Below are 7,542 nucleotides of genomic sequence, written 5' to 3'. Positions count from 1 at the left end.
CAAGCCCGCTCCCACAGGTCCCCTGCTGAACTGAATACAGCGCAGGGTCTGTGGGAGCGGGCTTGTCCCGCGAATGGGCCGCAAAGCGGCCCCAGACAGCAACTCAGTTACGATCCAGCCAAACCGTCTGCGCATTGGTGAACTCACGCACGCCAAAGTGCGACAGCTCCCGCCCGAATCCACTCTTCTTCACGCCACCAAACGCCACACGGGGGTCAGAGGCGCAGTAGCCGTTGATGAACACGCCCCCAGTCTCCAGCGCCGCCGTCATGCGCTCGGCCAGGGCATAGTCGGCGGTGTAGATGGTCGACGCCAGACCGAACTCGCTGTCGTTGGCCAGCGCCACGGCGTGGTCGGCATCGCGGGCGGTGATGATCGCCGCCACCGGCCCGAACAGCTCCTGCTTGAACGCCGTCATTTCCGAGGTCACGTTGGCGAACACGGTCGGCGCATAGAAGTTGCCGACGCCTTCGACCTTGCTGCCACCCAGCAGCAGGGTGGCACCTTCGGCCAGGGTCGCCTGGACCTGGCCATCGAGCTCGTCGCGCAGGTCATAGCGGGCCATCGGGCCGATGTAGGTGTCGTCCTGCAGCGGGTTGCCGACTTTCAGCTGGCGCGTCGCCTCGACGAACTTGCGCGTGAATGCCTCGGCGATGCTTTCTTCGACGATCAGACGCTTGGCGGCGGCGCAGACCTGGCCAGTGTTCTGGTAGCGGCCAATCACAGCAGCCTTGACTGCGGCGTCCAGGTCAGCGTCGGCCAGCACGATGAACGGATCGGAACCGCCCAGCTCGAGCACGCACTTCTTCAGCGCCGCACCGGCCTGGGCACCGATGGCCATGCCGGCGCGCACGCTGCCGGTGAGGGTCACGGCGGCGATACGCGGGTCGTTGATGGCGCGGGTGACACCCTCGGGCGTCACGTTGAGCACCTCGAACACGCCTTCAGGGACGCCTGCGTCCTTGAACAGTTCACCCAGCAGATAAGCGCTGCCCATCACGTTCGGGGCGTGCTTGAGCACGTAGGTGTTGCCGGCCAGAATCGCCGGCACCGCGCCACGCAGCACCTGCCAGATCGGGAAGTTCCACGGCATCACGGCCAGGATCGGGCCCAGTGGGCGGTATTCGATACGCGCCTTTTCCACCTGGGTCGGTTCTGCGGCCAGCATGGCGGGGCCGTGCTCGGCGTACCAACGGCACAGGCCGACGCATTTGCTCACTTCACCGCGGGCCTGGCTGATCGGCTTGCCGATTTCGTGGCTGATCATCTGCGCGAAGGCTTCGGCCTTGGCTTCCAGGGTGCTGGCCAGGGCGAGCAGGTATTCGCTGCGCTGACCCAGCGACACTTGGCGCCACTGGCCATAGCCCGCCTTGGCGCGTTGCAGCGCCGCTTCCAGTGCGGCGTCGGTGTCGAAGGGGTAGGCGCCGATCTGTTCGCCGCTGAAAGGGTCGACGGAGATGGCGTGGGTCAGGCTGCTGATCGCACTCATGGCGGGGCACTCTTTGTTGTTAATCAGTGACGCCAGACTAGTGGGCTATAGCTTTAATGAAAACTGAATAATAATGAGCGAAACATTCACGTTTGGAGAATGACTGTGGACCTGGTGCAACTGGAGATCTTCAAAGCCGTGGCCGAGCAGGGCAGCATCAGCGCCGCCGCCCAGCACATCCATCGGGTGCCGTCGAACCTGACCACCCGCATCAAGCAGTTGGAGGAAGACCTTGGCGTCGAGCTGTTCATTCGTGAAAAGAGCCGCCTGCGCCTGTCGCCCGCTGGCTGGAATTTCCTCGAATACACCCGGCGGATCCTCGACCTGGTGCACGAAGCACGACTGACCGTGGCCGGCGAAGACCCGCAGGGCACCTTCGCCCTGGGATCGCTGGAGAGCACGGCGGCCGTGCGCATTCCGGCACTGTTGGCGGCGTACAACCAACGTTACCCCAAGGTCGACCTCGACCTGTCGACCGGGCCTTCGGGGACCATGCTCGAAGGCGTGCTGTCCGGACGCCTGGTGGCGGCGTTCGTCGATGGGCCGGTGCTGCACCCGACCCTCGAAGGCATGCCGGTGTTCGAAGAAGAGATGGTGATCATCTCGCCGCTCAACCATGCGCCGGTGAGCCGCGCCCAGGACGTCAATGGCGCGAGCATCTACGCCTTCCGTGCCAACTGCTCGTATCGCCACCACTTCGAGAACTGGTTCGTCCAGGACCAGGCGGTGCCAGGCAAGATCCACGAAATGGAGTCGTACCACGGCATGCTCGCCTGCGTCAGCGCCGGCGCGGGCCTGGCCATGTTGCCGCGCAGCATGCTCGACAACATGCCCGGCTGCAGCACGGTCAGCGCCTGGCCGATGTCGGAGGACTTCCGCTACCTCAAGACCTGGCTGGTGTGGCGGCGGGGCACCGTGTCGCGCAGCCTGAGCATGTTCGTGAAACTGCTCGAAGAACGCCGCGCGGCATGAACCTCGCCGCTGGCCGGGCATCCAATGTAGGTGAGCCATCTCCACAAGGAGGAGCTAACCATGCGTCATCATCACTACGCCCTGGATGCAGCACTGCTGGTCACCTTGGCATTGCCCTGGACCCTCGCCGCCGCCGCGGACCTCAATGCGCCGGTCGACATGCAAGCCGTGCAACTGCAACCGCAGGAGCAGAACGGCATTCGCTACCTGGAAGGCGGCATCGGCCAGGACGAAGCCAATGCCCTGCGCAAGACCCCAGGCTACGACCTTCACGTAGAACTCTCGACCGGACCCGACGGCAAGTTCCAGAGCGGCGCTTCGGTGGATATCCAGAACGCCCAGGGCAACTCGTTGCTCAGCGTGCAGGATGCTGGGCCATTGCTGTACGTACAGCTGCCGCCGGGCCAGTACCGCGTGATCGGGCAGGCTGACGGCACTACGGTGCAGCAGCACGTGACCGTGAACGGAAAGGCACCCGCCACGGTGAACCTCAACTGGCGTTAAGCGGGCAGAGATGGCGCGGAGTACAAATGTACTCCGCCCATGGAGGAGCACATCGCCATGGGACTGGACGTTCAATTGAAGCAGTTGCAGGAGCAGGGCTACGTGCTGCTGCCCCGTGTCCTCGATCCCCTGCAGGTGGCGTTGCTGCGCTGCGCCATCGATGACCTGCAGCCCATCCACTGGGATTACCAAGGGCTGCTCGAACACTACAAATGTGTCTTCAATCGCCACCCGCTGTGGCTGCCGTTTCTCGACCTGCCCCCGCTGATCGCCCTGGCCGAGGCAGCGCTGGGCAGCGATTGCCACGTGATCGGCCAGACCGCCTGGCGCAGCCACCCCGGCTACCCGGGCATGGGCTTGCACCTGGATCATCTGCCCCTGCAACTCCCGGCGTGGATCAGCGAGCGTGATGACTTCGTCCAGCCTATGCACATTCTTACAGCGCAGCTGTACCTGTGCGACATCGACCCCAGCATCGGGCCGACCTGCATCGTGCCGGGCAGTCACCGTGCGGCACGACCACCGCAAGCCGGGGAGCAGCAATGGCAGGGGCGCGAGGCGCAATCGGTGTTGTGCCAGGCGGGCGATGCACTGGTGTTTCGCAGTGACGTCTGGCACAGCGCGGGAGGCAACTGCAGCAACACCCGCGAGCGCGACATGCTGCAGGTGCACTACGGGCGGCGCATGGTGGCGCAAAAGTTTTCGCCGTACTTGAGCTGGCAGTTCAACCCGCATGTGTTGCAGGCGGCCACGCCCCGGCAGCGCCGTTTGCTGGGTGAACACGAGGAGGCTGAGTACGATTGAAACCCGGCCGCCGAGGGCGAAAAAAGAGATTAGCCATTAGTGGCAATTCACTTTCAACTTTCTGATTATCTAGACAATAATCAGAAAGGTATTACGTCGTGTGACCAGTTGGATGCACTTGTCACCGAAAAAATCGAGGGGCCCGAGCCCCCGCTTGCCGTGTTGACCATCAGGAGAAGTCATCAATGAATACCCGACTAGCCGCTTCGCTGGCCGCCGCCGTATTGGCATTCACCGCGACCAACCTGGCACAGGCTGCGCAGGTGTCCGGGGCCATTGGCGCCACCGGCCAGGGGGACATGACCTACCGTATCGGCATGTCCTTCGACTGGGACAAGAAATGGCTGGAAAGCAACACCGGTTTCGTCACCGGCTACTGGGATGCGGCCTACACCTATTGGGAAGGGGGTGACTTCAGTGGCGCCCACTCGCTGTCGTTCAGCCCGGTGTTCACCTACGAGTTCAGCGGTTTCACCTACACCCCTTACATCGAGGCCGGTATCGGCCTGGCGGCGTTCTCCAAGACCGATGTGGGTAATCAGCAACTCGGCTCGTCGGTCAACTTCGAAGACCGTATCGGTTTTGGCCTGAAGCTGCCGGGCGAGCAGAAGATCGGCCTGCGTGTCATGCACTACTCCAATGCCGGTATCAACCAGCCGAACGACGGCATCGAGTCGTACTCGCTGTTCTACAGCAAAGGGTTCTGAGTAGCAGGGGGCCGCAGCGCGGCCCCAGCCCTTCAGAAGGTGTAAGACACTCCGGCCTGTACGGTGCGCGGTGCGCCTGGGTAGACGTAGGTATTGAACGCCCCTTCGTCATAGCCTTTGTTGAACAGGTTCTTCACATCCAGGTTCAGCCGCACATGCTCGTTGACCTTGTAGAAGCTGAGCAGGTCGACCACGCTGTAGCGCTCCATGGTGTAGGTGGTCGCGGCAGTCTGCCCGGCGCGGTCATCGATGTACTTCACCCCAACCCCCAGGCCCAGGCCCTTGGCCAACCCATCCTGGAACTCGTAGGTGTTCAGCAGGCTGAAGCTGTTGCGCGGAATGTTCGCCAGGCGCGTGCCGGTGGGCACGGTGTTGTCCTCGGTCACTTCGGCATCGACGTAGGCATAGCCACCGATCACGCGCCATTCGGGCGTGAGGTTGCCGGCAATGTTGATGTCCAGGCCACGGCTGCGCACTTCGCCCGCGGCAATGCTGTAGGTGCCGGTCGGGTCATTCGGGTCGCGGGTCAGCACGTTCTCCTTGACGATGTGGTAGATCGCCGCGTCGATGCTCAGCTGGCGATCCAGCGCCTGCCATTTCACGCCCAGTTCGTATGACTTGCCTTTCTCCGGGTCGAAGCCATTGCCTTGCAGACTGGCACCGCTGTTGGGCTTGAACGAGCGCGCGGTGTTGGCATAGACCGCCACGCTGTCGGTGAGGTCATAGATCAGGCCAAAGCGTGGGGTCACGCCGTTTTCGCCCTTGCTGAAGTCACCGGCATTGTTGAGCTTGTTGTCGTAGTCATGTTCGTAGCGCTCGAAGCGCACGCCGGCGAGGGCCTTCAGGCGCTCGGTCAAGGCAACCTGGTCCTGGACGAAGGCGGCCCAGGTCTTGAGGTTTTCCTTGTCGAAGGTGGTGGTACGGGTCAGGGCAGGGCGGGGCTGGCCCAGCACCGGGTCGAAGATATCGATCGGGTAGGCGCCGCTGCCGGCGGCCGAGCGCTGGATGATCGAGTTGTAGTCGTAGTCTTCGTATTCGATGCCGGTCAGCAGCGTATGGGCGAAGCCGCCGGTGTCGAAGTGGCCGGTGAGGTTGAGCTGATAGTCGCGGTCGGTCCACTCCAGCTTGCGGTAATTGAAGTTGCGCCCCAGGGTGCGGCCGTCCGCCTGCAGGCCATTGGCTTCGACGGCGTTGCCCTTGAGCGAGCCGTCCAGCCACTGCAGGCCGCCGCCCAGTGTCCAGTTGTCGTCGAGGGCGTGCTCGAAGCGCAGTTGCGCCATGTCGTTGTCGTTGTGCAGCAGGTTGTCGCTGCCTTTCTCCCAGATGTAGGTGTCGCGCGAGGCCGTGCCGCGCTGGCCGGGCAGGCGGGTAAGGCCACGGTCCAGGGGGTGGTTGTTGCGCATGAAGTCGCCCTCGAAGACCAGCCTGGTGGCGTCGTTCACCTGCCAGCTGATCACCGGCGCGACGTCGTAGCGTTCGCTCTCGACATCATCGCGGAAGCTCTCGCCACCTTCGCCCAGCACGTTCAGGCGATAGGCCAGCGAACCGTCCTGGTTGAGCGGCCCGGTAGCGTCCAGGGTGGCGCGGTGCATGCCCTGGTCATCGAACTGGCTACCCAAGGTCACCTTGGGCTCGGCCAGCGGCTGTTTGCTGACCACATTGAAGGTCCCGCCAGGGTCGCCACGGCCGTACAGGCTGGTGGCGGGGCCGCGAATCACTTCCAGGCGCTCGACGGTATTGGCGTCGGGCGCATTGGGGTAGCCGCGGTTGATCGGGAAGCCGTTACGGTAGAACTCGCCGGTGGTGAAGCCGCGCACGGTGAACGTGGTCAGGCCCTGGCCACCGAAGTTGTTGGCGCGACCGACGCCGCCGGCGTAGTCCAGTCCATCCTGCAGGCGCGTGGCGCCGGTGTCTTCGAGCACATCCTTGGGCACCACGCTGATCGACTGCGGGGTTTCATGCAGGGCGGTGTCGGTACGCGTGGCGCTGGCGGAGCGGGTGGCCCGGTAGCCCTCGACCGGGCCATCGGCGCGCTCGCTGTCGGCGCTGCTGGTGATGTTCAGGGCCTGCAGCTCGATGCTTGCAGGGTCGCTGGCAGGTGCAGGCTCGGCAAGGGCCAGGGGGGAGATGGCTTGAAGCACACAAAGCGAAACGAACGTGCGACGCATCGACGGTACGATCCTGAAGTAGGGCGCTGAGGGGGTGGGGAAGCGCCGCGAAACTACTACGAATCATTATCAAATGCATTATATTTAAGTGGAACTGGTGTACCACATACCATGGTCGTCGCCGCCCGGGCCTTTCCGCGTGCAAGCCTGCACCTGCACGAGAAAGGTGGGCGCCGATGAGCCGCTGAAACTTATTGCGCCCCCTTGATCGCCAGCACGTTGCACAGCGGATGCTCCAGCACATGGGCCGTGGTGCCACCGAGGAAAGTCTGCATGGCATCGTGCCGGTGACTGCCCATCACGATCACATCCATCCGGCTGTGGCTGACGAACTGGGCGATCGCCCGCGTCGCGGCGCCTTCGAGGAAATGCCGGCGTTCGAGCGCGATCTGATGATGGTCGCCCAGCCGGTTGAACGCCGCGCGCTGGCCGCTGCGCACACTGGCATCGAAGCCAGGCATGGTCACCGTGCCGGCGCCGAAATCGGCGATGTGGGTCTTGCTTGCATCGCACACATGCAGCAAGTGCAGTTCGGCGTTGCATTGCAGGGCCAGGGCATGGGCGCAGTGGATCACCTGCTCGTCCAGGTGTTCGCCGACGCCATGGCTGTTGAGGTCGACTGCCGCGGCGATCTGCCGGGGCAGCGGCAGGCGGATGTCGCTGACCAGGTGTACTGCCACCGGGCTGTCCTTGAGCAGTTGCCAGTCCAGTGGGGTCACCAGCAGGCGCTTGAGCACCGGCTCGTGCTGCACGTCCTTGACCAGCAGGTCGCAGCCCACTTGTTCCATGCGTTCGAGCACGCTGCCCAGCGGGTCGCGGGTCAGCAGCAGCTCGGTGGACACATCGAGCCCGGTATTGCCCAGTTGCTCGGCCTGGTCGGCCAGCCACTGGCGGGTGT

Annotated in this window: 7 protein-coding genes; 4 read left to right on the top strand and 3 right to left on the bottom strand. The window is 63.8% G+C overall.

Annotated elements, in window-relative coordinates:
* Window positions 1–103: 103 nt before the first annotated feature.
* Window positions 104–1,489 carry an aldehyde dehydrogenase family protein gene (locus PMI38_RS25280; protein WP_008100672.1) on the bottom strand — a complete coding sequence of 462 codons (1,386 nt, stop codon included), beginning with the start codon at window positions 1,487–1,489 and terminating at the stop codon, window positions 104–106.
* A 105-nt stretch (window positions 1,490–1,594) separates the two neighbouring features.
* Here PMI38_RS25280 and ptrR point away from each other — a divergent pair, with 105 nt between their 5' ends.
* From ptrR to PMI38_RS25260, 4 genes are all read left to right on the top strand, one after another.
* On the top strand, window positions 1,595–2,461 hold the full coding sequence (ptrR, locus tag PMI38_RS25275; protein WP_008100670.1) for a putrescine utilization regulator PtrR: 867 nt from the start codon (window positions 1,595–1,597) through the stop codon (window positions 2,459–2,461).
* A gap of 60 nt (window positions 2,462–2,521) precedes the next feature.
* Window positions 2,522–2,965 carry a carboxypeptidase-like regulatory domain-containing protein gene (locus tag PMI38_RS25270; protein ID WP_008100667.1) on the top strand — a complete coding sequence of 148 codons (444 nt, stop codon included), beginning with the start codon at window positions 2,522–2,524 and terminating at the stop codon, window positions 2,963–2,965.
* Window positions 2,966–3,022: 57 nt separating this feature from the next.
* Window positions 3,023–3,769 (top strand): phytanoyl-CoA dioxygenase family protein, encoded by a 747-nt coding sequence (locus PMI38_RS25265; protein WP_008100665.1) that lies wholly within the window; start codon window positions 3,023–3,025, stop codon window positions 3,767–3,769.
* Window positions 3,770–3,954: 185 nt separating this feature from the next.
* Window positions 3,955–4,476: an acyloxyacyl hydrolase gene (locus PMI38_RS25260; RefSeq protein WP_008100663.1), complete on the top strand. Its 522-nt coding sequence runs from the start codon at window positions 3,955–3,957 to the stop codon at window positions 4,474–4,476.
* Between the two features lie 32 nt (window positions 4,477–4,508).
* Here the strand turns inward: PMI38_RS25260 and PMI38_RS25255 are convergent, their stop codons facing one another.
* Window positions 4,509–6,644 (bottom strand): TonB-dependent siderophore receptor, encoded by a 2,136-nt coding sequence (locus PMI38_RS25255; protein WP_008100661.1) that lies wholly within the window; start codon window positions 6,642–6,644, stop codon window positions 4,509–4,511.
* A gap of 191 nt (window positions 6,645–6,835) precedes the next feature.
* Window positions 6,836–7,542: universal stress protein (locus tag PMI38_RS25250; protein ID WP_008100659.1), on the bottom strand; the 707-nt coding region annotated here is incomplete at its 5' end.

It is taken from the genome of Pseudomonas sp. GM84 (genome assembly GCF_000282535.1).
GTDB lineage: Bacteria > Pseudomonadota > Gammaproteobacteria > Pseudomonadales > Pseudomonadaceae > Aquipseudomonas.
The sequence above is the reverse complement of the archived record's forward strand: the minus strand, read 5'-3'. Positions and strand labels throughout refer to the sequence as shown.